General features: G+C 33.3%; 22 protein-coding genes. 2 read left to right on the top strand and 20 right to left on the bottom strand.

Annotated elements, in window-relative coordinates:
* Positions 1 to 10 precede the first annotated feature (10 nt).
* From DW761_RS09240 to licT, 3 genes are all read right to left on the bottom strand, one after another.
* On the bottom strand, positions 11 to 1,426 hold the full coding sequence (locus DW761_RS09240) for a glycoside hydrolase family 1 protein (protein ID WP_117517778.1): 1,416 nt from the start codon (positions 1,424 to 1,426) through the stop codon (positions 11 to 13).
* A gap of 13 nt (positions 1,427 to 1,439) precedes the next feature.
* The gene (locus DW761_RS09235; protein WP_117517776.1) at positions 1,440 to 3,299 is read right to left on the bottom strand and encodes a beta-glucoside-specific PTS transporter subunit IIABC; all 1,860 of its coding nucleotides are present in this window, start codon (positions 3,297 to 3,299) and stop codon (positions 1,440 to 1,442) included.
* Between the two features lie 134 nt (positions 3,300 to 3,433).
* Complete coding sequence (gene licT / locus DW761_RS09230; RefSeq protein WP_117454518.1) at positions 3,434 to 4,285, bottom strand: BglG family transcription antiterminator LicT; 852 nt, start codon at positions 4,283 to 4,285, stop codon at positions 3,434 to 3,436.
* 357 nt (positions 4,286 to 4,642) lie between these two features.
* On the opposite strand from licT, the gene DW761_RS09225 reads away from it, so the two are divergent.
* The gene (locus DW761_RS09225; protein WP_117517774.1) at positions 4,643 to 6,523 is read left to right on the top strand and encodes a BglG family transcription antiterminator; all 1,881 of its coding nucleotides are present in this window, start codon (positions 4,643 to 4,645) and stop codon (positions 6,521 to 6,523) included.
* Between the two features lie 79 nt (positions 6,524 to 6,602).
* Here the strand turns inward: DW761_RS09225 and DW761_RS09220 are convergent, their stop codons facing one another.
* The 14 genes from DW761_RS09220 to DW761_RS09155 all read right to left on the bottom strand — a co-directional run bounded on the left by DW761_RS09220 (position 6,603) and on the right by DW761_RS09155 (position 17,619).
* Positions 6,603 to 7,394, bottom strand: a complete 792-nt coding sequence (locus DW761_RS09220; protein WP_117517772.1) for a Nif3-like dinuclear metal center hexameric protein — start codon at positions 7,392 to 7,394, stop codon at positions 6,603 to 6,605.
* A 27-nt stretch (positions 7,395 to 7,421) separates the two neighbouring features.
* Positions 7,422 to 8,726: a PTS sugar transporter subunit IIC gene (locus tag DW761_RS09215; RefSeq protein ID WP_117517770.1), complete on the bottom strand. Its 1,305-nt coding sequence runs from the start codon at positions 8,724 to 8,726 to the stop codon at positions 7,422 to 7,424.
* A gap of 19 nt (positions 8,727 to 8,745) precedes the next feature.
* A complete protein-coding gene (locus DW761_RS09210) occupies positions 8,746 to 9,036 on the bottom strand; it encodes a PTS sugar transporter subunit IIB (RefSeq protein WP_117454514.1) in 291 nt (96 codons plus the stop codon).
* A gap of 15 nt (positions 9,037 to 9,051) precedes the next feature.
* Entirely contained in the window at positions 9,052 to 10,446 is a 1,395-nt protein-coding gene (locus DW761_RS09205; RefSeq protein ID WP_233513070.1) for a glycoside hydrolase family 1 protein, read from the bottom strand.
* A 1-nt stretch (position 10,447) separates the two neighbouring features.
* Positions 10,448 to 10,759: a PTS lactose/cellobiose transporter subunit IIA gene (locus DW761_RS09200; RefSeq protein WP_117454513.1), complete on the bottom strand. Its 312-nt coding sequence runs from the start codon at positions 10,757 to 10,759 to the stop codon at positions 10,448 to 10,450.
* Between the two features lie 163 nt (positions 10,760 to 10,922).
* A complete protein-coding gene (locus DW761_RS09195) occupies positions 10,923 to 11,294 on the bottom strand; it encodes a DUF7668 domain-containing protein (protein ID WP_117517760.1) in 372 nt (123 codons plus the stop codon).
* Positions 11,295 to 11,338: 44 nt separating this feature from the next.
* Positions 11,339 to 12,088: a ChbG/HpnK family deacetylase gene (locus DW761_RS09190; RefSeq protein WP_117517759.1), complete on the bottom strand. Its 750-nt coding sequence runs from the start codon at positions 12,086 to 12,088 to the stop codon at positions 11,339 to 11,341.
* A gap of 21 nt (positions 12,089 to 12,109) precedes the next feature.
* Positions 12,110 to 13,519 carry a PTS transporter subunit EIIC gene (locus tag DW761_RS09185; RefSeq protein WP_117517757.1) on the bottom strand — a complete coding sequence of 470 codons (1,410 nt, stop codon included), beginning with the start codon at positions 13,517 to 13,519 and terminating at the stop codon, positions 12,110 to 12,112.
* Positions 13,520 to 13,596: 77 nt separating this feature from the next.
* Positions 13,597 to 14,433: a PRD domain-containing protein gene (locus DW761_RS09180; protein WP_117454509.1), complete on the bottom strand. Its 837-nt coding sequence runs from the start codon at positions 14,431 to 14,433 to the stop codon at positions 13,597 to 13,599.
* 245 nt (positions 14,434 to 14,678) lie between these two features.
* Positions 14,679 to 15,308, bottom strand: a complete 630-nt coding sequence (locus DW761_RS09175) for a helix-turn-helix transcriptional regulator (RefSeq protein ID WP_117517755.1) — start codon at positions 15,306 to 15,308, stop codon at positions 14,679 to 14,681.
* Positions 15,286 to 15,747 carry a DUF3990 domain-containing protein gene (locus tag DW761_RS09170; protein WP_117517753.1) on the bottom strand — a complete coding sequence of 154 codons (462 nt, stop codon included), beginning with the start codon at positions 15,745 to 15,747 and terminating at the stop codon, positions 15,286 to 15,288. Before DW761_RS09170 ends, DW761_RS09175 begins: the two co-directional genes overlap by 23 nt.
* A gap of 7 nt (positions 15,748 to 15,754) precedes the next feature.
* The gene (locus DW761_RS21845; RefSeq protein WP_117517799.1) at positions 15,755 to 15,928 is read right to left on the bottom strand and encodes a DUF3990 domain-containing protein; all 174 of its coding nucleotides are present in this window, start codon (positions 15,926 to 15,928) and stop codon (positions 15,755 to 15,757) included.
* Positions 15,929 to 16,074: 146 nt separating this feature from the next.
* On the bottom strand, positions 16,075 to 16,935 hold the full coding sequence (locus DW761_RS09160) for a DUF362 domain-containing protein (RefSeq protein ID WP_117517751.1): 861 nt from the start codon (positions 16,933 to 16,935) through the stop codon (positions 16,075 to 16,077).
* 51 nt (positions 16,936 to 16,986) lie between these two features.
* Positions 16,987 to 17,619 carry a heavy metal-binding domain-containing protein gene (locus tag DW761_RS09155; protein WP_117517749.1) on the bottom strand — a complete coding sequence of 211 codons (633 nt, stop codon included), beginning with the start codon at positions 17,617 to 17,619 and terminating at the stop codon, positions 16,987 to 16,989.
* A gap of 587 nt (positions 17,620 to 18,206) precedes the next feature.
* Here DW761_RS09155 and DW761_RS09150 point away from each other — a divergent pair.
* Positions 18,207 to 19,322 carry a PD-(D/E)XK nuclease family transposase gene (locus DW761_RS09150; RefSeq protein ID WP_158553780.1) on the top strand — a complete coding sequence of 372 codons (1,116 nt, stop codon included), beginning with the start codon at positions 18,207 to 18,209 and terminating at the stop codon, positions 19,320 to 19,322.
* A gap of 60 nt (positions 19,323 to 19,382) precedes the next feature.
* Here DW761_RS09150 and DW761_RS09145 read toward each other — a convergent pair whose 3' ends face one another.
* From DW761_RS09145 to DW761_RS09135, 3 genes are all read right to left on the bottom strand, one after another.
* Complete coding sequence (locus tag DW761_RS09145; protein WP_117517745.1) at positions 19,383 to 20,819, bottom strand: glycoside hydrolase family 1 protein; 1,437 nt, start codon at positions 20,817 to 20,819, stop codon at positions 19,383 to 19,385.
* Between the two features lie 118 nt (positions 20,820 to 20,937).
* A complete protein-coding gene (locus DW761_RS09140; RefSeq protein ID WP_117517743.1) occupies positions 20,938 to 22,386 on the bottom strand; it encodes a glycoside hydrolase family 1 protein in 1,449 nt (482 codons plus the stop codon).
* A gap of 89 nt (positions 22,387 to 22,475) precedes the next feature.
* A complete protein-coding gene (locus DW761_RS09135) occupies positions 22,476 to 23,852 on the bottom strand; it encodes a PTS transporter subunit EIIC (protein WP_117454502.1) in 1,377 nt (458 codons plus the stop codon).
* Positions 23,853 to 23,901 lie beyond the last annotated feature (49 nt).

Here is a 23,901-nt window from a genome sequence, read left to right as displayed (position 1 = left end):
TACTTATATTTTATTTTTCTATCAGATTTAATCCTTGGCTGGCAATGACCTCTTTATACCAATAAAAAGATTTTTTACGATATCTTTTTAAAGTACCACTACCATCATTATTTCTATCTACATATATAAAACCATATCTTTTTTTCATTTCTGCGGTAGAGGCACTGATTAAGTCTATGCACCCCCAGGCAGTATATCCCATGACATCTACTCCATCATCAATCGCTTTTTTCACTTCTAACAAATGATCATTCATATAAGCAATACGATAATCATCTTCAACACACATGCCCTGATCAGTTTGTACAAGCTCATCCATTGCGCCTAAACCATTTTCCACAATGAATAATGGCTTTTCATAACGTTCATAATACATGTTCAAAATATATCGTAATCCTTGAGGATCAATTTGCCATCCCCATTCACTTTCTTTTAGATAAGGATTTTTTACCCCTGTAGTTAAATTACCTTTCCCTTTTTCATATTGGGAATCATCTTTTGCGATACATTTTGACATATAATAACTAAAAGATAAGAAATCACAAGTATTTTTCAGAATTTCCATATCTTCATCTTCCATTTGAATGTGAATATTTTCCTTTTCAAACATTTGTTTTGTATAAAAAGGATAATATCCTCTCATATGGATATCCGTAAAGAAAAAGCCTTTTCGATTTTCTTTCATCACTGCGATAATATCATCCGGATGGCAGGTTCTAGGATAATTAACCAGTCCCAGCACCATACATCCAACCATATTTTCAGGATCTATTTCATGGGCTAATTTCACTGTCATTGCGCTGGCAACAAGCTCATGATGCGCAGCCTGATATAAATCCTGTTTACTAAGTTTTTCTTTTGGTGTTAAAATTCCTGCGCCCATGTATGGAAAATGCCATAATGAATTTATTTCATTAAAAGTCAACCAATATTTAACTTTTCCCTTATATCTAGTAAAGACTGTTTTCGCATAATGCGTATAAAATTCAATCATTTTTCTACTGCGCCAACCATCATATGTTTTTGCTAGATGATATGGCGTTTCATAGTGAGATAAAGTGATTAATGGTTCTATTCTATATTTTCTACATTCATCTATGACATCCTCATAAAACTTTAATCCAGCTTCATTTGGCTTCTCTTCATCTCCATTTGGGAAAATGCGACTCCATGCGATAGAAAATCGATAAACTTTAAAACCCATTTCTGCGAATAAGGCGATATCTTCTTTATAATGGTGATAATAATCAATGCCTTCTAGTTTTAGATTTCTTTCTTCTATTGTTTTTCCTGGTGGCTTCATCACGCCATCTGGCATAAAGTCCTGAATCGATAAACCTTTTCCATCTACGTTATAAGCACCTTCGCATTGATTTGCTGCTGTGGCACCGCCCCATAAAAAGTTCTTAGGAAATGCTGTTTTCATGTTTTCTACATCCTTATTTAAAAATTTTCATTAGTTCTTTTTCTGAACTTATTGTTTTTTCATTTGTTTCTATAATATCAATATATTCATCACTATTCGTGATAATCACTGGTGTTACTATATCATATCCTGCCTGTTTGATTGCTTCTATATCAAATGTTAATAATAAATCATTTGCTTTTACTACATCATTGTTTTTTACATGTGTTGTAAAACCTTTACCTTCTAATTCCACTGTATCTAAACCTACATGAATCATCACTTCCACGCCATCCTCACTTGTCATTCCAATTGCGTGTTTAGTAGGAAATACTGCATTAATCGTACCATTAAATGGTGCCCTTACTTCCCCGATGGTTGGTAATACTGCGACACCTTTTCCCATAATCGCTTTAGAGAAAACTTCATCTTTTACTTCACTTAAAGGTACAATGCTTCCTGTTAATGGTGACGCAATACTTACAGCTTTATTTAACTCTTTTTTTGTTTTTTCACTTTTGATATCTACTTGCGTCAGCGTTGTATTCTCTTCTTTAAATCCCATAACGAATGTCACAATAAATGTTACTACAAAGGCAATTACGATACAAATACAAGCATTTACCACATTGGAGAAATCATCACAAATATATACAGGTATTGCGGTTAATCCAGCTGTTGCACTGGCATATGTACGCATGTTCGTTAAGCCGCCCCATAATCCAGCTACTCCTCCACCAATCATAACCGCTAATAAAGGTTTCTTTAATCGCATCGTAACTCCGTATAAAGCAGGTTCTGTGATACCAAATAAAGCTGTTGTTCCTGCAGAAATTGCTGTTTGCTTCATATCTTTATCTTTAGAACGAATTGCGACTGCAAAACATGCTCCTGCCTGAGAAATATTACTTGCCAGCATACCTGGTCCTAACAATGTTCCATATCCCAATGTTGCATATTGAGCAAGTTGTACAGGCATTAAACTATAATGCATACCAGTCATGACTAGAAGTGGACAGAATGCACCCATTAATACAGGTATTACCCATCTAGCTTCATTGTTCAAGAAATTAAATACAACATATAATAGATCCCCTACCATAGAACCTAAAGGTCCAATCACGATTAAGGATAAAGGTGCCATAATCAGGAATACAATTAATGGTACTAAGAATACTTTAACAGCATTTGGACTGATTTTTTTTGCGAATTTTTCTACATAAGATTGGATTAATACAATCAATATTGGTGGAACGACTGCACTTCCATAAGATACCAGACGAACTGGCAATCCTGCAAAAGAAAGTGGCTCCCCTGCTGCTACCAAACCGGTAAATGTAGGATGAATCAATACGGCACCTAAAACTGCCGCAAAATATGGATTACAATTAAATCTTTTTGCACTAGAGAATGCAAGGAAGATTGGCAAGAAATAGAATGCCGCATCCGCAAACATGCTTAATAAAACATATGTTTGTGAATCAGTTGTGACCAAGCTTGTCGCAGTAAGAATTGCCAATACTGCTTTTATCATACCAGCACCGCAAATAGCCGGAATAACTGGTTGGAATATTGCGGTAATTGCTCCTAAAACCTTATTCAAAAGGGAAACCTTTTCATCTGTATTACCCGTTACTGTTTCATTAAAATTTCCCATTTTTCTAATTTCATCACAAACAAAAGACACATCTGATCCAATTACTACTTGGAATTGTCCTTTTTTGTTCACAACTCCCTGCACACCTTTCACACTCTGTAATTGTTCAATATTTGCCTTTTTCACATTCTTTAATGTAAAACGAAGTCTTGTCATACAATTAGTGACAGAATCAATGTTATCAATCCCGCCAACATACTCAACTACCTGCTGAGCAATTTCTTCATACTTACTCATAATATTACCTCCTGAAATTTCATTTATGTTTTCTGATGGCCATCAGTGAAAACCAAATTAAAAGCCTAAACCTGAACACTATAAAAACGTGTGTCATCGGTTTAGGCTTTGCCTACTGAAAGTTACAACCCTAATCAAGACGATTGACTAATTGCTCGATTACATACACGATTAATGTGAAGCATGAAATATACCATTTCTTCACGACTAATCGATATATGATAAAGCTCTTCTATATATCTTTTTACTTTAACTGTACATTTATACGACTCTGGATAGCGATCTTTGATTTGTTCAAATAACATTTCATCCTGTGTTTGTGCTATATCATTTGAAAATAATCTTCTGGCAAAATAGCGGATATGTGTCACAAACCGCATATAATTCATTGAATCTTCATCTAATTTAAATTGATAGTGAAACTCTACAATCTGCAATATATCTTCGACAATCTTTGTAACTGCAATTGTCTGGTTCATTTCTTCCCCATCATGTTGAGCATTTACAAAATGCATTGCAATATAACCAGCTTCATCTTCATCTAATTGCACATGTGTTTCATATTCAATCATATCTAAAGCTTTCATTGCTAATTTGAATTCTTTAGGATAAAATTTCTTTATTTCCCATAATAATACATTCTTTAATTTCTCTTCTCTTTCATATCGATTTACAGCATAAGATATGTGATCCGTTAATGCGATATAAATATTGGGATCAAGTTTTACCTGAAGTTCATTTTGAACCATATCCACAATACTATCTGTTAATTCCAGATATTTAACTGGTATCTCGTCAAATAATTGTGAGAATTTCTGATTCAATTCTGTTGTATCAAATACAAACCGTTTTTGTATTTTTGTTTCATCAACTTTATCTCCCTGCTTTTTCTGGAAAGCTATACCTTTTCCCATAAGAATGATTTCATTCTCATTTTCATCTTCAACCATGCAAGCATTGTTATTAAAAATCTTTTGAATAATCATGAAATCACTCCCTTCTACATAAAAAACACCTAAGCAATATTAAAATAATGAATAGCTATAATTCCTTAGTTTAATATCATCTAGGTGTTGCCTGCTTACCAGTTACAATCCTTATCACGCTGTTAGGATATCATGAAAAATATTAGTTGTCAACGATATTTTTTCAATTTTTATACGCTTTCACTAGATTATTTGTAAGCCTTTTCTATATATAAAGAAAAAATTAGTTTTTTACAAAATAATGCATCATACATCTGCATTTATCCTTTTTTGTATTCAATTAAAATCTTGTTCATAGCTTTCAATTTCATCAAAAACCCAGTATAATTTTAGTACATATAGAAAGGTTGAAAACACATGGAAACTTTTACGATTAGACAAATAAAATTGCTACAATGCTTTCATCCCAATGAAATCTTAACTGCCTCTCAATTATCTAAAGAGCTGAAAATTTCTGAGCGAACCATACGTAATGAAATCAGAACCATCAATGAACAATATCCAGAATTAATCCTTTCTATCAAAAGCAAAGGATATATGATCGATGATAAAAATCCAATTCTTTCCTTATTAGATGAAGATGGTTCCACAATTGGAAGGACTCGTTATCTTTATATCATTAAACAAATATTATCACAGAAGGAAACAGACTATTATCAATTATCCGATGAATTATATATTAGTGAAAGCACGCTGGATAAACAATTAAATAGTATTAATCAAATTATTGAACGAAGAAATCCTAACATGCAAATTCGTCGAAGAAACAACAAGCTCATTATCAATGGCAGTGAAGAAGAAAGAAGGCAAATTTATACATATCTAATGAATCATGAAATGGACCAATATAACTTTAATTTAAGTAATTATACCGAGTTTTTCAATTCTTGTAATATCAATGACTTGAAAGCATATTTTCTTGATTTTAGCGAGCATCATCATTTAAAACTGCGTGACTTTGAAATCATCTCTTTTATTTTACATATTGCGATTATGCTGGAACGTGTAAATAAAGGCAATGAAATAACAAATATTGAAGGTTATCATCCTAGTGCTGAAGCCGAGGCACTGGCTCATGATTTTTATAAAGGGTTATCAGAAAAGTTTCATGTTACTTTATCAGATATGGAATTAACATACTTATCATGGTTATTTTCCGGAAAAATCTCAGATATACAGGATCAAAAAATCCAAGAGTATCGCACCTTTATTTCAGAAATAATGAATGATATTCAACAACAATATGATTTAGACCTACATCAAGATCAAGATTTCCAAGAAAACCTATTAATACATTTTTTAGGTTTAGATAATCGTATCCGGTCAAACAGTTTTTTAAGTAATCCTCTGATTAAAGACATAAAGCTTCACTTTCCATTGTTGTATGATATCAGTGTTTATATTGCGATGAAAATGCAATCACGAACACATACCGTGTTATTAGAAGATGAAATTGGCTATATCACACTTCACATTATGAATGCTGTAGAGAAAATACAACATCATACTTATAAAAAAGTAGTTATCGTAAATCCTATGAGTACTGCTGTGGTATCTTTTCTAAAACAAAGGTTGATGCGTTGTAGTGATCTAACGATTGATATCACTGGTACATTTTCTATTTTTGATATCGAAAAAGTGAAAGAATGTCAACCAGATATCGTAATTTCCTTCATTCCTCTTCCTGAAGCTTTAGATATCCCAGTATATGTATGTAAAGGATTTCCTAAAGATGATGATTTAAAACGTATTGTTCATTTACTGAAAACAAATATAACATCAAATCATATTGAATTACAGTCTTTTTTCCATCAAGATTTATTCTTCACAGATATTGATGTAGCAAGCAAAGAGGAAGCAATTCACTTTATTTGTGATAAGCTTCTTCAAAAAGGATACTGTTCCAGCGATTATGAAGAAAAGATTTTAGCAAGAGAAAAAATCGCACCTACAGCTTATGGCAATTATTTTGCTATTCCACATCCTATAGAAAAATGTGCCAAGGTGAATGCTGTATCTGTTTGTATATTAAAACATCCGATTACCTGGAATAATCGAAAAATACGTCTGATCTTCCTTTTTGCACTATCCCCGCAAAAAGATATCGCCTTTGATGAACTATTTGAAAAACTTGTTGGTTTATTAAATGACGCAAGCCGTGTAAAATTATTAATGAAGGAAAAAGATTATTCATCTTTTTTAAAGACCTTCACAGATAATGAAAATCATGCAATCTAAAAGTAATGCAAAAAGCAACAGCACAAAATTTCCGTGTTGTTGCTTTTTTATATTTTATAGATTTAAGATGAGCGATGTGTTACTCACAAACATAATGTGTAACATCATATCCCTCTTTTAAATAGGAAACATCTAACATTGGAAATACATGATGCAGATAGTTTTCCATAGCTTTCATACCCGGTATTTCACAACATGAATGATGTACTACAATCATGGGGATATCTACATCAATTGCATATTGTACAGCATCATAGTTTTTAATACCATCATCGCTAACGATCACAGCTTCAGGATGATGTGGAAGCATTTCATATATATTTGTTGCGGCACCTGTACCGATGGTTATTCTTTTCACAATCTTATCTGTGTTGCCAAAAACATATACCCCTTGTTGTCCATCCTCTTTTAACACATTCATGACGTGATTGGCCAGTTCTTTTACACTCATTTCCGGAATCATGGCACTTTGATAATAAGAAGATACCTTTCTTTCCTCAAATGTAAAACCTAACCTTTTTGCCCATTGATCATGAACACCATATTCTGGTAAACAATCCCAAACATCATGACAGCGATAGACACATATATGATTTTGTTCTAATAACGCTTTCTTATCATTTGCTGCATCGATCGCAGCACTCATCATTCTTGTAGAGCATTGATAAAATGGATTTTCATGTGTAATAATAAAATGAATATCTTTTTTTATAGCTTCTTGGATGACTTGCTTTGTTGCTACCCAGCAAACACCAATACGTTCTATTTCCTGATGGCTATCTCCAAATAATATATGATCTCTTGTTTGATATGCTCGATTGACCCATATTCCCTGTTCCTCTAAATGTTGTATTATATCAATGATTTGCATGTTGCTCATCTCCTGTCACTTTCTATTTTACTCTTCTTCATCTTCCGTTTCCAGTTCCATTGCAACACATTGTTTTTCATGCATCTTAAAGAATGGATAGTAAATCAAAATATCCACAACTAATAACCCACATACAAGGAACATCGCTTTGATATCCATTGTGGATAAAAAGGCTCCGGGAATATTTGGCATCTGCCAGGATAACATTGCAAATGTTCTTCCTATGATATTACTTTCCATCAAAACAAACGATACAATCGCATTAAATGTAGAAGCACATAAGAATGGTATTAAGTAATATGGGTTCAACATAACAGGAACACCAAATACAATTGGTTCACCAATTCCAAAGAATGCTGGAATGATACCAATACGCCCTACGGTTTTTAACTGTTTAGATTTAGAACGTACTAATAAAATCGCTAATGCCAATAAAGAGCCACAGCCACCAATTGCTACAAAATATACCCAGAAAGGTGTTGTAAATACATGAGGCAATGCTTCTCCTGCTGCTTTTGCGGCTACATTGATAGACAAATTTCCATCACGAATTGGTGCAAGGATTCCAGATAAGGCTGCATCATGGATACCAAAGAACCAGAAGAAATGTACCAATAAAGTCATAATAACGGTAAATAACAAGCTATCCGCAGCCTGTAGAGAAGGTGCCATTGAAGTATAAATAAATTCAGGGAAGGTTGTATCAAATGCATGGAAAATCGCAAATATCGCAACATATCCAGAAATAATCACAAAGCCTGGCACAAGGGAAGCAAAAGTTTCACTTAATGATGCTGGTACACTTGGTGGAAGATTGATTCTTCCCCAATCATGTGAACGCATGAAATGATATGCTTCTACAGTTAGTATAGAAATTAAGATTGCTGGTAAAATACCCTTTCCATCCATATAAGATATTTCCACAACTTTTCCATCCCAGCCAAGTTGCTGCGGTGTCATTACTAACATCAAGAAACCACAAACACTTAACATTGCTGGTACTAGAAAATCATGTTTGAAATGGCGCGTTAAATAATATGTAATTGCGATACATACATAGATAGACATTCCACCTAAGGTTAATGCACTGATCCAGTTTAACAGCATACTATTTTGTTGCACAAATGATGCCCAGGCTAATAAGAATCCATTTGTTGTTTCTTCTGTGACAGGTGCTGCACTAATTACTGCGGTTACACCACCCATTAATGTAATTGGCAATAATGAAATAAATGCATCTCGAATTGCTCGTAAATGACGTTGTGAACTAAGTTTATTTGCAATCGGTAAAATATGTTTTTCTATTTTTTCATTCATTGTTTGAAATGACATGATAATTTCCTCCTTTTATTTATTCTCCTAAAATTTTAATAATGTCTTTTAAAACTCCTTTTCCATCCATCATACCATAATGTTGTGGTGCGATTCCTTTTACAGGAATATTTACCTGTGCTTCAATTGTAGGAATCTGATGACGAATCTGTGGTCCTACTAAAATCAATTCTACACCATCCAAGTGCTGCATAAATTCAGCTTCTCCATAAGCATGTACCTCAAATGCCCCTTTACTTGCATCCTGAATACGCTTTGCTAATATCCCTGTAGACATACCTGCATTACAAACCAACATTACTTTTTTCATATACGTTTCCTCTCCTTATTTTAAATTTTCAGCATCGCTGTTGATCATATCACGATACCATGTATAGCTTTTCTTTGGTTTTCTAATTCTGTCATGATCAAAATCGACAGCTACCAGTCCATATCTTTTTTCACATCCGTTTTTCCATGAATATAAATCAAAACTACTCCATGCAAAATAGCCTTTTACATTAGCGCCTTGCTCCATTGCTTCAAACATTGCTTTGATATGATCACGCATAAATGATATACGGTATTCATCATCAACTTGTGGAACAGTAACATCTTCATACATACCGATTCCATTTTCTGTAATATATATTGGCAAGCCATATTTCTGATGTACTTCTAATAAGCCATCTTTCAATCCCTTTGGATAAATTTCTGTATCCCATTCTGTATATGTACTATTTGGATCATGCATAACCTGCTCAAACCAGTGTTTCACAATAACTTTACTAGAGCCTTTTCCAGCTTTTCCACTGTTATTCACAACAAAGGTTGTTTCTCCACTTGTATAAGGTTTTACCAATGTTCTTGAATAATAATTTAACCCAAGAAAATCTACTGTATTTTCTTTTATTATCTTTAATTGTTCTGGTTTCATATAAGAAATATCATATTGTTTAGATAATTCACTTAATAGATCAATTGGAATTTCTCCTTTTGCGGCAGTATCTAAAATCCAGTTATTACAATAATTGTCTGCATAACGCATGGCAATCTTTGTTTCTATACGATCATCTACACCATTTACAGGAGTAAAACTATGTACAATACCGATTTCGCCTTCATATCCGCCTTCACGGAATTCTTTTACGCCTAATGCACTTGCATACATCACATGATAAGCAGCTTTGATTGTCTTAGATACATCCTGAATACAAGGAGGATAATTTCCAATCAGATATCCACTGCAAACAAACCATTTTGGTTCATTAAACGTTACCCATTTTCTAATTTTTGTATGGAAGTTTTCAAAGCAAACCTTTGCATACTGTGCAAATGCTGTACATACTTCTTCATTTAGCCAGCCACCAGTTTCTTCCCAATATTGTGGCAAATCCCAATGATATATCGTCACAAATGGCTCAATACCATTTTCATGACAACAATCTAAAATCTTATGATAAAATGCTAATCCTTTTTCATTGATTTCACCTTGTTTATTTTTTATGATTCTAGGCCAAGATAAAGAGAAACGATATGCTCTCTGTCCACCTTCTTTCATCATTCTGATATCTTCTTCAAAATGATGATAATGATCGCTTGCAATATCTCCATTCTCTAATCCTTCTTCGTGTAAGTAGTGATCCCACATGGATTCTACACGTTCATCTAAATCCCAGGCGCCTTCACATTGATAGGAAGCAGTAGCACTTCCCCAAAGAAAGTTTTTTAAATCCATCATATCATCCCTCCATTTTTTGATATAAATAAATAATTTCTTTTGTTAAATCCACGGTGACTGCTGATGAAGCGATGTGATCTTCAGCATGCATAAGAAGCAGATCTATTTTTATTTTTTCTTCATCGTTGGCCATAATGCGCAACATTTCCGCATGAATCTTTTGAGCTTCAATCAACTCCTTTTTTGATTCCTCCATCATAGAAAGACTTTCTTTAATTTGTTTTTCTTTTGCTTTTTCTAATGCTTCATAAGCAATACTTCTAGCATTTCCACTGTGTAAAATTAATTGAAATGCATATTGTTCTGATGTCATATTCCCACTCTCCTTTTGACACCATTATCATAATTAAAATCGCTGCATGTTTAAAATTTTTAATTTCCGTTAAGTAACGGCAAATCACGAAGATTCCTTTAAATACAAAAAAAGATTCATATCTGTCTTAGATATAAACCTCTTTCACAATCATTTATTATTTTTATAACGTACGCAAATCATTCAACACAACAAAATATCCATTTTCTTTCTTTATAAACTCAACTTGAAGCGTTAAATCATTTAGTTCTCCATCAGTCATTAAATCATAATCCATAAAATATCCACTGCCATCATTAAAAGCTTCCAGATAAATATCTTGTTTATTTTTTGTTGATGTTGGATCATCAATTTTCATCACTGGCTGTGTTTCATCTAAGTATCTAAGTGCCAAAATCAAGTCTTTTTTTGATAAACGACTGGTATCAAATAATGATAAGAAAGCATCATCGTCTTCAATAGACAACTTTGCCAGAGCTTGTTCAATATAAGCCACAAAACAATCTTTTTCTTTTCCTGTTTCTACTTTTATCATAAGCAGCCTCCTGATTTTAGCACGTTATTTATAAATGTTTTATCCTATAAATCCTCATAAGTAATCTGCATAACATCCTGTTCCTTTAACCATTGTTTAATTGCGGGATCACATGCCATATCCACTTCCATCGTTCTAGGAATTGTTAGAGATGAATGCTTTAAAATGTATCCATCTAAATAACCCGGGTGACATACCATAACATCAGCTGCGCCATCATGTGCATGCATAACCATATCCTTTAGAAGTTTTTCTGGATCATAATCTGGATTCATACTATCCATCCACATATAAACCATTGTATTTCCAACCATCATTGGTTCACTTCCCGGAGCCATTCCATTGTATTTTAAACCATGACGATTTGCCACAATCTCTAAACCTTTAAAAAAGTTTTTACTGGAAACGGCATGCCCTTCAAAATATTGCGGTTGTCTGCCTGTTAATTCCACAAAGCGTTCATATTGCGCTTCAATTTCTAAAATCACTTCATCCAATACCACAAAATCTTCTTTGGCACTGCGATATTCTTTTGATGATTTAAACTCACCATGTTCGTTCGTAATGCTAGGGATCAATGATGGATCAACCAAAGGTTTTCCTACACAGATATTGGTATGTTGACCTAAACATACATCTATACCTTCTAATAATTTTAAACCATGCTCCACCGTTGGCATATTACTCATCACACCAACAGATTTAATGATGCCTTCCTTTACACTTTTTGCGATACCATAGTTTACACCTTCACTATAGCCTAGATCATCTGCACGTATTAAGATTTTTTTCATCAAACTACCATCCTTTTTCTTTTATTTTGTTAATACAGGATCATCTTTTGCATATCCTGTAAAATAAGTTACAACTGCGGCAACCAAAAAGCCAATTCCACAGCTAATTACACCATTTATCAAATTAGAAGCAGGACCGCCAGCAAAAGCTGTTAATCCAATAAAACTTGCGACTGGAACCATAGCATAACATGCGACATGCATGATACCTGCATATAATCCACCAGCAAATCCTCCAATGATCAATCCAATAAATGGACGTTTATATTTTATACCATTACCATATAAACCAGGTTCTGTTACTCCACCTATTATTGAAGCAATGAAGTATCCAAAAGTCAATGATTTTTCTTCTGTATTTTTAATTTTCAAGAAGGATCCCAACAACATGCCGGCAACAGATAAAGAAGCGATGGCACCACCGACAGATACTAAACTTTCTTGTCCAGCCTGTGCAAATGTCATGACTAATGCTGTGATAAATACAACATGCATACCACTCATAACAACAAACTCCCATAAAGCCGCAATGATTGCTACTGCTAAGAATCCAATGCCTGGAATCTGATCAAGTCCTAATAAGAAATCACAAATATAATTACCTAAGATAGAACCAATTGGTCCTAATACACATAAACAGATAGGGATCATTACTGCGATACTTAGGAATGGTACGAAAATCGTTTTTAATGCTTGTGGTAAAATACGTTTAAAGAATTTTTCTATATAACTCATCACCCAGATAGATAAGATGATTGGTAATAATGTAGATGCATAACTTTGTGCGTTACATGGGATACCATAAACAGTAAATGGTGTTCCTTCCGTAGCGATATTCACAAATGTCGGATGCATCATAATACATCCCAAGAACATACCCACAACTGGTGTTACATTAAACTTCTTAGATGCTGTATAACCTAATACAATTGGGAAGAAATAAAATCCTGCATCCCCAACAAAGGTAAATAGTGTATATAAATCATCTGTTTCTGATAGAACATTCAACATACTTGGGCCTAAAACTGCGACTAGCATTTTAAACATAGATGCAGCCATCATCAATGGAATCAATGGCACAACACATCCAGATAAAGTTTCAAGAATATTACTTCCAACCTTTTTCAATGTTAGCTTTTCTTTTATTTTTTCACTTGGTTCTTCAATGGAATCACTTAATGTAAATCCACCTTGTGTACATACTTCTTTATATACGTGTTCTACAGTCTGACCAATGATAACCTGAAACTGTCCACTAGAAAATTGACAGCCTAATACTCCCTTCATACTTTTGATATCATCTAATTTTACCTTACTTTGATCTTTTAAATTAAAACGTAATCTTGTCATGCAGTGTGCTACGAACGTAACATTTTCTTTACCTCCCACACCTGCTAAAATCTCACTTGCCATTTGTTCATATTTACTCATAATTTTATGTTCTCCTTTACATGAAAAACCCTCAACACAAAAACTACTTCTGTAATCTTTGCGCTGAGGGTGATGCTCTATTGATGACAATCCTCTCTTGCACATAATCGATTGATATGTAACATTAAGTATAATAAATCTTCTTCATGAAGACTCCAATTCATTTCATTTTGTAGATATTTTTTGATATGTAAAGCACACGCATATGTTTGCGGATTTTCATTCTTTACATATTCAAACATTTTTTTATTTTCACTGGTAATAGAATCCTTTTTCTCCTGACGTTTCAGAAGATATAAAAGATGTGACGTGAATCGGGAGTAGTTGAAACTGTTTTTATTGATATGAATTTGAAAATCTTCACCAATTAATTCTGTAATTTCCTCAATCACTTCATCGCTGTTTGGCATCTGTTGTGATATCGATGTCACAGTTTCTGCATTCACAAAATGCATGGCAATATTGCTTGCCTCTCCTTTTGGTAATCGAATATTCATCGTTTTCTGTATCAGCTTTACAGCTGTTTCTCCCAGTGCGAATTCTGTTTCATATAAATATTGGATATCGTTGTATAATGGTGCCTGTATATTGATGTTTTTCTTTACGCGTTCAATTGCGAATGCAATATGATCAGCTAATGTAAATACAACGTTTGGACTTAATTCACTTTTGATTTTCATCCTGGCAATATCCACAATTTTCGCAGCAGTTTCTAATACATCCACATCAATTTCATTCAACAGATTGAAATACATTGCATCTACATCATAGAAGGTTCTTTGTATTACATTTAAATCTTCTATCACATATGGACAAGGCTTAAAACCAATCCCTGTACCTACAGCAATTAATTCACGATCATTATCATCAACACATAATGCAATATTGTTGTTTATCTTTTTTATGACTTTCATGACCTGCCAATTCCTCCCTTTTCTTATGATACATACAGATGTATCATTGTTTCTATTGATATCCCTTCTTTCTTTTATTTTAACATGGCTGAAACAAATAAAAAACTCTGCATATCACAAAACCTCAGTAAACAGAAATATTTGTTTCCTAAAGGTGATGCCTCCCGCAGAGTGACAATCCCGTTGTAGTAACTACATTTTAGCAAGCGGTTACAGCTTTGTCAATGCTTTATTTATAATTCTAATTATTCTAACAAATCTTCTATACTACATCCCAAAACCAAAGATAACGCTCTTACGATATTCACTTGTGCTTTATTGATTTCTGTTTCTCGCTGTTCATAAGCACGAATGGTTCTTTCTTTTACTTCTGCATATTGTGCTAACTGCTTTTGTGTTATTTCTGATTTTTTACGTAGTTTATAAAGGTTTGTAGGCGCTTTTTTTACCCTTTCCATAAGGACATCATAACCTTTTTTCACATCAGCTTCATGAAGTGGGTAATATAATGCAAGGATATCCGATGGCGCTATAGCTGAAAATATTGTAGAAAATTTAAATCCAGATTTCCATTGTACATAAGCAGTTATCCAACCCATCCAATACTCAGGCGTTTTGCCAAATCCTGTATCATATGTTATATAATCTGCTTCTAAATGATGGCTTTCTAAAACAAGCATCATCAATTCACTTCCACCTTTATTGATGTAATATGGATTTCCAATTTCAATACCATGACAAACAGGTGAATCTAAAAATAAATTACCAAATGTATCAATATCCATATGTTGATTATTGACTGCATAATCAAACATTACAGCGACTTCTTCCATGACATCATCAAGATATACTTCATTGTAGCCTTTGATCATCATTTTTCATCTCCTCACGCAAAATATCAATGATATAAATATCGTTCTTATCAAACTTTTTATTTTTCAAATATGTACGATACTCGCTTCTTGCTTTATTATCCCTTTGTACTCTTCTACTGAAATACGCTTTATGATCAACTTTTTCATAACCTACAAATTTTATCGTTTGAAATGCTTTTTCTGATTTTAAAACAATTTGTTCGCCTAATTTTCCTAACCTCATTGCTTCACCTAATGTCTTTAAAGATATCGTTCCTTGAATGAAATCCTTTGCGAATTGAAAGTATGAATCATCTGCGCAATATCCTATGATTACGTCATAATTTCTATAACCTGGAAGAAACGTATCAAGAATATATTGTTTAGCCTGCACCATTAATTCATTATTATTTAATTCAAAGCTTCTATTTTCTAAGAGAATCGCCAACCAATTTAAAATATGGAAATCATTTGTAAGGTTTAAAACAGATAGATTTCATATCCAGTTGGTATTGATTTGCATATCCTTCTAAGTTTTCTGTACAAGCCCACTCTTTCGCAAGTTCTAAATTTTCTGTACAATAAAAACCTTGTCCATAATCATTATAATTTTTCCCAAGTCCATAAATTGGTTGAACAATTTTGTCTTTTTAGCCATGATAAATTGTCAAAATATTTTCCATATGCTACCTCTCTTTTCATTCATTATACCATTATATTGGCAGTTTATATCCATTTTGATATAAAAAATATGACCAACCTATCGCCAGCCATATTTTCATATATATTAGATAGAAATTAATTCAAATTCTCTAGAACCAACACCTAGTTGTTCTGCTGCTTCAACGGTATGTACACCATTTCTTGATTCAATTCGTTCAATAAGATCTGCTTTACCAGGATCTTCACTTTGATAAACTAAATCTAAACATGCTTGATCAAGAGCAACAGGATCATTAGATGCCAAAATACCAATATCTTTAATTTTAGGATCTTCTGCCACAGCACAACAATCACAATCTACTGACATATTGCACATCACATTGATAAATACGATTTGATCTTTATAATAATCCATAATGGATTTTGATGCATCCGCCATAGACTCTAAGAAAGCATCATGATCTGCTGTCCACATTTCATCTGGTTTTCCTGCACCATGAATAAATGCTTTTCCATAGCTAGACGCAATACCAATAGAAATATTCTTTAATGCTCCGCCAAATCCACCCATAGGATGTCCTTTGAAGTGAGATAAAACCAGCATGGAATCATAATTTTTCATATGTGAACCTACATAATTTGTCTTAATTTGTTTACCATCTACACCTAATTCCATATCGCCATCTTCATCCAAGATATCAACAGGCGCGATATCTGTCCATCCGTGAAGTTTCATTGTTTCCCAATGGGCTTTTGCCGTATTTCGTTTTCCTTCATATGCGGTGTTGCTTTCGACAATCGTACCATACACATGATCAATAACCGGTTTCATAAACGGTGGACGTAAGAAATTTTGATTTCCTACTTCTCCTGAATGTAACTTGACAGCAACCTTGCCTTGAAGTGATACTTGTAAAGCTTCATACATTTTGACCATAGCTTCTGGCGTGATTTCTTTTGTGAAATATACTTTTGATTTTCCCATATCATAACCCTCTTTCCGAGAGTTACTATATCACTTAGAGCAAACTCTAAGTCAATCGTTTTCTTTTATTTCTTCAATTTTTTCAATTTTTACTGCCGTTCCTGTTAAGATTACCCCGATCATATTACTATTGAACATAGTATATTCGATATCCACGCCAACAATAGCATTTCCACCATTAAACAGGCATCGTTCAATAATACGTTTCTTAGCAGCAACTTTCGCATCCTGAAGTTTGGCGATAAATGCTTCTGATTCAGTACCTGTCATATCCGCAACAGATGCTTCCCAACTACTGATAAAGCCTGTACCTAATACACTTTCCCCACTGATGATGCCATGATAGGAAAGGATACGATAGCCTTCAAAAGTTGGACAAGTCGTCATCATAAATCCATCATCTTTTTTCGCATTTTCTTTTGCTTCTTTTTCCTGGATTCCTTCTTTGAACCATGTTTCTACATTATCAATAACATTTTGAGGATAATTGCGTTCTCGCATTTCTTGCATTGCTAAACGATATTTTTCCTTTAATATTTCTGATGTTTTTGCGCCTCTTCCATTCTTAAATGCTTTTAAACTTTCGTAACAATCTGTACACATATAGATATCTTTAAATTGTGTTGGATATGTTCCCAACCCTTCTGCACGTTTTCCGCACACACTGCACATTTTCTTTGCCATAGGAAAACCTCCTTTTCATTTTCTATACTATCATTATAAATTAGAAAGTTTGTTTCGGATACAAGATTTATTAAAAATTTAAACAAAAAATAGAAAATAATAATCGTTATCATAAATTCTGGTTTCATAGTTACAGAATAGTGAGTTTCTATAATATTTTTTTATTCAAAAATATTAGAAAAGCGTCATATTTATGATATTCATAGGATGTTTTACATATCTTTAAACTTTTCTGTTTGTTCTTTTCAAAAAAGTTTAATAAGCTTTTTAAAGCGTCTTACTTTGAGATAAAAATAGACTTAAACATTAGCGTCATTTATAAGATGAAAGTAAAGCCTGCTAGCGATGAAAAGTCTATTTATGAAATTCTTCTTCATACAATCAATAATTGAAATGAATATTGTTAAAATACTACTCTTTTTCTATGGCACAATTTCACCAAAAGTGAAATATATTAAAGTTATGACAGTGCTTTAAGCTACATATAGGTTTTTTTAAATTTTTCAAAAATAATTTAGGATTTTCATACCAAAAATACGTATGTAAATAATGTAGGCTTTCATAGCCTAGGAAAGATGAGGACCTCTATGGGAAAAGAAAAATCAAAGAAAACAAAAGCTACAGTCACAAATCTTGAAAAGAAAGAAGAATTAAATGTTTTAGCTGAAAAGGAAGCTGTGAATGAGAATAATGAATCATCGGTATCCTTTACCAACGATGTATTTATGAAGTTTAGTTTAATTGGTGAAGATGCTACTTCTAATCTTCTGCGTAACTTCTTTTGTACAGTTGCAACACATTACAAGTACAAAATTGTACACACAAAAGTAGTGAATTCAGAAATTCTTCCTGAACAATTTGGCTTAAAACGTATCGTTATGGATGTTGTAGCGACAGATGATCAAGGCAGACGCCATAATATTGAGATTCAAAATCAATTCAAAGATGTAGATTTTAATCGTTGGGAGTTTTATGGTGCAAGAAATTTAAGTATGCAGTTAAAATCAGGAAATTACTATAATGTAATTCAACCAGAATATCAGATTATCTTAACATTCTTTACAGGTGAAGCAGCAGAAAGAAACAATAAACTAATCAATCATTATGTGATGCGAAATGAAGATGGTGAAGTAGAACAGGAGAATGCATTGATCAATCGTACATATGTTAATTTGAATGTGATTGATCGCATCGTAGAAGAAAAAGGCGTAGAAAACTTAAATGATTTCGAAAAGTTATGTTACCTATTTAAACACAACGAACCTTGTGATACAATAAACACAGGAAAGTTGGTGGATGCGATTATGAAAAAATATGATGATATGAAACAAAATGAAGAAGTATGGACAATGGCACAACGAATTGAAGAAGCAGAATTACGTGAGAAGTATCTTGAAGAAACGGCAAGGATCAAAAATGAAGAAGATCGAAAAAAAGCCTTAAAAGAAGGAAGAGAAGAAGGACTGAAAGAAGGGCTGAAAGAAGGTAAAAAAGAAGGACTAAAAAAAGGTCTAGAAGAAGGTAAAAAAGAAGGTCTTTTAGAAGGTCAGCTAAAAATCGTGAAATGCCAGATAATGAAAAAATATGGTCAGGACGCTTCTACTTGGCTATCATCTTTGACATCATCACAACTGGATAAAATCATTGAACTCATCTTAACATGTAACACATATGAAGAACTAAAACAACAAATACAAAAATAATTAAGCAATAAAAAGATGGCTGGTTCTCTTAACGAAATCAGCCATCTTTTTTCCCTTTAATTAATCTAAATCTTTACCATTGCTTTCGATTACCTTCTTATACCAGTAGAAAGAATCTTTTCTGCTACGATCAAATGTACCATTACCTAAATCATCACTATCTACATACACAAAACCATAACGTTTTCCCATTTCACCAGTAGATGCGCTTACCAAATCAATGCATCCCCAAGGTGTATATCCAATTAAATCGACACCGTCATTTACAGCTTCTTCCATACAACGAATATGCTTTCTTAAATAATCAATACGATACTCATCATGGATGCTTCCATCGCTTTCAACCTTATCAAAAGCGCCTAAGCCATTTTCCACAACCATCAAAGGAATTTGATAACGTGCATATAATTCATTTAATGTATAACGGAGTCCATCAGGATCAATCTGCCATCCCCAATCACTAGATTCAAGATATGGATTCTTCACACCACCCATTAAGTTACCAGCTGTACCTTCTAAATTTGGATCATGTGATACACAATTGCTCATATAATAAGAGAAACTATAGAAATCTACTGTCCCATTCTTTAAGATTTCCTCATCTCCAGGTTCCATTTTAATATGAATATCATTTTCTTCCCAATAACGTTTAGCGAAGTAAGGATATTCTCCACGAACCTGCACATCTCCACAATAGAAGTTACCCATTTCCTTCAACTTTTGACACTTTAATACATCCTGTGGATAACATGTATAAGGATAATTCTGCATATATGCAATCATACAACCAATCTTAAACTCAGGATTGATGCTGTGTCCTAATTGTACAGCTTTCGCACTTGCGATAAATTGATGATGTAACGCCTGAAAACGAAGCTGTGGAATATCTATCTGCTTTGTGAAATCTCTTGTGCCTTCATTTAAAATGCCAAGACTCAAATAATTTCCCATTGGCATCGTACCACAGTTAATTTCATTAAACGTCAACCAATATGTAACCTTATCTTTATAACGATTGAAGATCACTTCACAGTATCTAACAAACATATCAATGACTTCTCTGCTTACCCAGCCATCATAATTTTCCGTCAAGTAAAATGGCATTTCATAATGTGAAATTGTCACTAATGGCTCAATACCATGTTTATGTAATTCATCAAATACGTTATCGTAAAATTTTAATCCTTCTTCATTTGGTTCTGTTTCATTACCTTTTGGAAATATTCTTGTCCATGCGATAGACATACGGAACGTTTTAAATCCCATTTCTGCCATCAACGCGATATCTTCTTTATAACGGTGATAGAAATCACTTGCTTTATGATTTGGATAATATAATCCTTCTTCTAGTGTGCGTGTAATCTGACGAGGTGTTGTATGTGTACCATTGCTCATCATATCCGCAGCACTTAATCCTTTTCCTCCTTCATTCCATCCACCTTCATATTGGTTGGCAGCTGTCGCACCACCCCATAAAAAGCCTTCTTTAAATCCCATAATATAAGTCCTCCTTATTTCCTGAATTGATTATAACATAGGCATTTTTCTTGTAGTTTTCAAAACATGTAAAATTGTGTACATTTAAATAAAAGGCCTGATTTCTCAGACCTCAGCTTTAATCTAAATCTTCACCATTGGATGCGATAACTTTTTTGTACCAGTAGAAAGAATCTTTGCGATAGCGTTGGTATGTTCCATTTCCTTCATCATCTGCATCTACATATACAAAACCATAACGTTTTGTCATCTGACAATCTCCACAACTTACCAAATCGATACATCCCCATGGTGTATATCCCATTACATTGCATCCATCTCCTATTGCTTCTTTTATGGCCTGAATATGGGCTCTTAAATATTCTATACGATAATTATCATGTACATTATTATCTGATGTCAATTCATCATGAGCGCCTAATCCATTTTCTACTATAAAAATCGGTACGCCATAGCGATCATTCATATCATTTAATGTAATTCTCAAACCTGTAGGATCTATTCCCCATCCCCAATCTGTCATTTTAATATATGGGTTCTCCAAGTTTCTGATGAAAGCACCAATTGGTTCTGCTTTATCTAGTTCTGCGCTAATAACTGCTGTATGATAGTAACTAATAGACGCAAAATCTACAGTCCCTTCTTTTAAAATACTTTCATATCCAGGATACCAGTCTATTTCAATACCTTTCTTGCGATAATAATTCAAAATTGATGTAGGATATGTACCTTTCACTTGAATATCCGTTGGGAAATAATTAAATTGACTTTGTTGTTGTGTTGCTAATACATCTTCTGGATTACAGGTATACGCATAGTTTTGAAGTCTACAAATCATATTACCAATCATTCCTTTTGATGTATGCTCACGAAAATATTTGACAGTTAAAGCACTTGCGATTAATTGATGATGTAATGCTTGATGAATACATGCTTCTGGCGTTTTTTTAGATTTCTCTACAAACATGCCTCCTCCTAGATAAGAAGAATTCATGATCATATTGATTTCATTAAAGGTAATCCAATAGTTTACTTCATCTTTATATTCATCAATCAAAAATTTTGTATAATGTAGAAAATAATCAATCATCTTAGGGCTTTCCCATCCATTGATAGTTTCTGTCAAATAAACTGGGATTTCATAATGAATCATCGTAACCAAAGGTTCGATGCCATATTTATGACATTCCTTAAATACATTATGATAAAACTGCACTCCATCTTCACATGGTTTTTCTTCTAAACCTGTAGGAAATAATCTACTCCATGAGATACTCATTCTGAAAGTCTTAAATCCCATTTCGCCTAATAAAGCGATATCTTCTTTATAATGATGATAGAAATCCACACCTCTTCTAAAAGCAAAATTATACTCATCTTCATGCTTTTTATGATCCTCAAACATATCAACTGTCACATTGATTGGAAATACTTTTTCTTTATCTGCTTTTTTTACTCTACGAATATAATCCATATGAGAAAGTCCTCTTCCACCTTCGTTATATCCTCCTTCAAACTGAGAAGCAGATGTTGCGCCTCCCCATAAAAACTTTTCATTAAACGCCATAGTATAGATCCTCCTTTTTTATTCCGCTAGCTTTTACTTCTTATTTTTTAAGAAATTAAAATGTTATACTGTGTATAAATATTTTTCATTTAGTCTTCTTTGAATCCTAAAATCCACGTCATTATAAATGAAATTACCATAGAAATAACTAATCCTATGATTCCATTTACTAAATTAGCACCTGTAGGTCCAATCAATGTAGGTAATACAAATAATCCTGTTGAACCAGGCATTGCATAAATAAATGTATGTGTAATACCAAAATAAGCACTAGCTACTGCATTTCCAATCATTGTGGCAATTAATGGTCTTTTTAATTTCATTAAGACTCCATATAATGCAGGCTCAGTAATACCACCAACTAAAGCTGTAGTGGCACATGTCATAGCAGTTGCTTTTGTATCTACTTTTTTTGATTTCAAAGAAACAGCAAGGCAGGATGCTGCTGAACCAAATACATAACCAATACCAGTAACAAAGAAGAATGTTTCATATCCATTTTCTGCAAAACTTGTTAAAGCAAAAGGAATTAAGGCTGTATGCATTCCAGTAAAAATTAATAATGGACGTAAAGCACCCATTACCGCCATACCAACAAATCCTAAAGTGTTATAAATCCACATCAAACCATCTGCAAGATATTTACCTAAAACTGTTCCTAAAGGCCCTAAAACACAAATTGCTAATGGTGCCATCACTAATAAAGTTAGAGTTGGTACAAGAACAGAGGATAATATCTGTGGAACATATTTTGTAAAGAACTTATGTACATAAGATAAAATCCATGTGATTAAAATAGCAGGCAAAACGCTACTTGCATAAGATGTAGCAGTAATAGGTAACCCAAATATTGTTGTAATAGTCCCTTCTGTTAATCCTGTTGTAAATGCAGGAAGTAAAAGAAAGGCACATAGCAATGTCGCCAATGGTAAACTTGTTTTAAAATGCTTAGAAGCATTTATACCCACATAAATCGGTAAGAAATAAAATCCAGCTTCTCCTATATTCTGTATGACAAGATAAGTTGAATTAGTTGCGTCTAAAATGTGAAATTGAAGTAAGAGCAATGCTATAACTTTAAACATACCAGCACCTATCAAAATAGGTAAAGCTGGCACCATAGAATTAACTACAGCTTGAACTATACCATTGCCAATCCCTTTTAATGAAATAGTTTTTTTCTCATCAAGGTTTTCGTTAATTGCGGCTTTTACCTCAAATCCTGTTAAATCACAAAATTCGCGATAAACTTCTCCTACATTCTGTCCAATAACAATTTGATATTGTTCACCCTGTATTTTTAAAGCAATAACTCCATCAATTGCTTCAATACTTTCTTTCTTTATTAAGCTTTTATCTTTAAACTCTAAACGTAATCTAGTTATGCAGTGAAAACAATTTGTTATATTGTCTTTGCCACCAACATTTTCTAATATTGCCTTTGCAATTTCTTTATTTCTTTTCATTTTGATTTCTCCTCTCACGTTCTTCAAAAATAAATATTGGGCCCTAAAT

The organism is Absiella sp. AM29-15, from assembly GCF_003434225.1.
In the GTDB taxonomy this organism is placed as follows: domain Bacteria; phylum Bacillota_I; class Bacilli_A; order Erysipelotrichales; family Erysipelotrichaceae; genus Hoskinsella; species Hoskinsella hominis.
The sequence above is the reverse complement of the archived record's forward strand: the minus strand, read 5'-3'. Positions and strand labels throughout refer to the sequence as shown.

What these genes read in the sequence shown, in the direction of transcription:
- DW761_RS09240 (WP_117517778.1), bottom strand. Translation starts at nt 1,426, where the DNA reads ATGAAAACAGCATTTCCTAAGAACTTTTTATGGGGCGGTGCCACAGCA.
- DW761_RS09235 (WP_117517776.1), bottom strand. Translation starts at nt 3,299, where the DNA reads ATGAGTAAGTATGAAGAAATTGCTCAGCAGGTAGTTGAGTATGTTGGC.
- licT (WP_117454518.1), bottom strand. Translation starts at nt 4,285, where the DNA reads ATGATTATTCAAAAGATTTTTAATAACAATGCTTGCATGGTTGAAGAT.
- DW761_RS09225 (WP_117517774.1), top strand. Translation starts at nt 4,643, where the DNA reads ATGGAAACTTTTACGATTAGACAAATAAAATTGCTACAATGCTTTCAT.
- DW761_RS09220 (WP_117517772.1), bottom strand. Translation starts at nt 7,394, where the DNA reads ATGCAAATCATTGATATAATACAACATTTAGAGGAACAGGGAATATGG.
- DW761_RS09215 (WP_117517770.1), bottom strand. Translation starts at nt 8,726, where the DNA reads ATGTCATTTCAAACAATGAATGAAAAAATAGAAAAACATATTTTACCG.
- DW761_RS09210 (WP_117454514.1), bottom strand. Translation starts at nt 9,036, where the DNA reads ATGAAAAAAGTAATGTTGGTTTGTAATGCAGGTATGTCTACAGGGATA.
- DW761_RS09205 (WP_233513070.1), bottom strand. Translation starts at nt 10,446, where the DNA reads ATGATGGATTTAAAAAACTTTCTTTGGGGAAGTGCTACTGCTTCCTAT.
- DW761_RS09200 (WP_117454513.1), bottom strand. Translation starts at nt 10,759, where the DNA reads ATGACATCAGAACAATATGCATTTCAATTAATTTTACACAGTGGAAAT.
- DW761_RS09195 (WP_117517760.1), bottom strand. Translation starts at nt 11,294, where the DNA reads ATGATAAAAGTAGAAACAGGAAAAGAAAAAGATTGTTTTGTGGCTTAT.
- DW761_RS09190 (WP_117517759.1), bottom strand. Translation starts at nt 12,088, where the DNA reads ATGAAAAAAATCTTAATACGTGCAGATGATCTAGGCTATAGTGAAGGT.
- DW761_RS09185 (WP_117517757.1), bottom strand. Translation starts at nt 13,519, where the DNA reads ATGAGTAAATATGAACAAATGGCAAGTGAGATTTTAGCAGGTGTGGGA.
- DW761_RS09180 (WP_117454509.1), bottom strand. Translation starts at nt 14,433, where the DNA reads ATGAAAGTCATAAAAAAGATAAACAACAATATTGCATTATGTGTTGAT.
- DW761_RS09175 (WP_117517755.1), bottom strand. Translation starts at nt 15,308, where the DNA reads ATGATGATCAAAGGCTACAATGAAGTATATCTTGATGATGTCATGGAA.
- DW761_RS09160 (WP_117517751.1), bottom strand. Translation starts at nt 16,935, where the DNA reads ATGGGAAAATCAAAAGTATATTTCACAAAAGAAATCACGCCAGAAGCT.
- DW761_RS09155 (WP_117517749.1), bottom strand. Translation starts at nt 17,619, where the DNA reads ATGGCAAAGAAAATGTGCAGTGTGTGCGGAAAACGTGCAGAAGGGTTG.
- DW761_RS09150 (WP_158553780.1), top strand. Translation starts at nt 18,207, where the DNA reads ATGGGAAAAGAAAAATCAAAGAAAACAAAAGCTACAGTCACAAATCTT.
- DW761_RS09145 (WP_117517745.1), bottom strand. Translation starts at nt 20,819, where the DNA reads ATGGGATTTAAAGAAGGCTTTTTATGGGGTGGTGCGACAGCTGCCAAC.
- DW761_RS09140 (WP_117517743.1), bottom strand. Translation starts at nt 22,386, where the DNA reads ATGGCGTTTAATGAAAAGTTTTTATGGGGAGGCGCAACATCTGCTTCT.
- DW761_RS09135 (WP_117454502.1), bottom strand. Translation starts at nt 23,852, where the DNA reads ATGAAAAGAAATAAAGAAATTGCAAAGGCAATATTAGAAAATGTTGGT.